1 protein-coding gene is annotated in these 2,165 nt (G+C 61.3%); it reads right to left on the reverse strand.

What is annotated here, in order from left to right; genetic code table 11:
* Positions 1-2,077 (reverse strand): mechanosensitive ion channel family protein (locus EN750_RS31030; protein ID WP_145968081.1); only part of this gene is annotated, 2,077 nt, incomplete at its 3' end.
* Positions 2,078-2,165: the final 88 nt, after the last annotated feature.

Consider the following 2,165-nt stretch of genomic DNA (forward strand, 5'->3'; position numbering starts at 1 on the left):
CCTTGATGTCGACGCGGCCGAGCTTGTTGCGGTGCGTCCAGTTGCCGACGGCGTTGTTGATCAGGTTCGAATTGGGCAGGATCACCGATTGCCGCTGGAAGGTTTCGATCTCGGTGGCGCGCACGCTGATCTTCTTGACTGTGCCGCTGACATCGCCGGCAACGATCCAGTCGCCCACCTTGAATGGTCGCTCGGCCAACAGGATCAGGCCGGAAACGAAATTGGACACCACGTTCTGCAGGCCAAAGCCGATACCGAGGGAAAGAGCGCCGGCGACCAGCGCCAGGCTGGACAGGTCTATGCCCGCCGCCGAGATCCCGACCAGTGCCGCGAGCGCGACGCCGGCATAGCCGACCGCCAGCCTGATCGAGTTGCGCACGCCGGTATCGACCTTGCCACGCGCCATCACCGAACCGTCGAGCCAGCCCTGGAACCAGCGCGTCAGGAAATAGCCTATGATGAAGACGACGATGCCGGAGAGGATGCCGGTCACCGAAATGGTCACCGACCCGATGTTGATCCCGGTTGCGAGCTTGTAGGCCCAAGCCTGGATATCGCCCAGCTGGAAACCCCACATCAGCAGGATCAGCGGCAGGAACACCAGCACGATCATCACATTGATGGCAACGCTGACGACAAGGCCTAGCTGGTCGAGGGCCGTATCCTCGTAGCTGGATTTGGCCGACAGCCAGCGCCCGACGGTCGTGTTGGCGAAAGCACCCTCCTCGCCGATCGCCTGTGCCGACAGGAAACCGATATAGGCGGTGATCAGCGCGGTGCCGGTAACGACGACCTGCAGCGAAACGAACAGAGCGAGGCCGATGTAACCAAGCAGCGCCGCGACGATGGTGAAAAGACCGAGTGCAAGCGCCGTATAGCGCAGCCATGCCGGCCACGGCCGCCAACTTCCATCACGCGCCTTGAATGGCCTCAGCATCGCCATCAGGATCAGGATGACGCCGACGATGATGGTTGCGCCGAAACTGCGGGCAATGGTCAATGACAGCGGCGAGCCCATTTTGTCGTTGATCACCGACAGGAAGGTGTTGACGCTGATGACCACGGCCATGGCGGTGGTCAGGCGCACCAGCCAGCGCGCCGGCCCCGTTTCAACCGGGATAAGGCGCCAGTTCGGCAGCCGCGGCTCCAGCGCCGCATTGGTCAGCCGGTTGACGCAGAACACCACGCCGATGGCGGTCGCCAATGCATTGAGGAACAGGCCAATATCACCGCGCAACACATTGTAATAATTGAAGAAGAAAATCGTCGATCCCAGAAAGGCGGCAACCGCCAGCGTTGGCAGCAAGGTTGACCAGAAAGCCACCGATAAACGGCTGAGATAGGACGGGTCTTCATTGGAGGGATCGGCTTCGAACACCCTCCCGAACAGCCGCCTGCCGCCGACCAGCAGCACCAGCGCCAGCCCGAGCGCCACGAAGGTCGCTGCGAGGATGGCCTGGAACTTGAACTTGAAAGCGAAGCTCAGCCAGGAAGACACCGCCTTGTACAGATTGGTGTATTCGTCCTGGGCGTCGGAGAACACCTGCGGGCTCAGCGCATCCGACAGCACGTAGCGTTTGGTCAAAAGGTTGCGGAACAACTCGCTGCGCATATTGCCGATCTTATCGATCAGCCCGCTGATGCGGATCGACAGGGCCTGGGCCTGCGAGATGACCGCATTGATCTCGGCCTTTTCCGACACCAGCGCCTGGCGTTCGCCGCTGACGATGTCGGGCTCCGGCGGCTGGCCCGCCGCAGGTGCCGCGCCAAGCTGCTCAAGACGGCCGTTGATCTCGCCAAGACGCGTGCGGAAGGCCAGTGCGCTGTTCAGCGATTGCCGAGACAACTCCTCGAGCTGCAGGCGGATATCGACAAGGCTGCTATCCTCCTCGGCGTCCTGCTGGATCTGCTTCTCGAAATTGTCGGTCTTGGTCGTCAGGTCCTGGATGATCTTCTGCTGATCGGCGACCAGTCCGGCGGGCGCCTGGCCGAGCCCTTGTGCAGCCGCGTCGAACGACATCGGCGCCGAAACGACAAGCGCGAGGAGCAAAATGAGACGAAGCAATCGGAAAAGCATGATTTGTTGGCGACTCATCTGCGGCAAAGGCAATTTGAAAAGCCTGCCCTTGATAAAGACGGCCCTATCATGGGGCAAGCCGTCGTAT

The sequence above is a fragment of the Mesorhizobium sp. M7A.F.Ca.ET.027.03.2.1 genome (assembly GCF_003999175.1).
GTDB lineage: Bacteria > Pseudomonadota > Alphaproteobacteria > Rhizobiales > Rhizobiaceae > Mesorhizobium.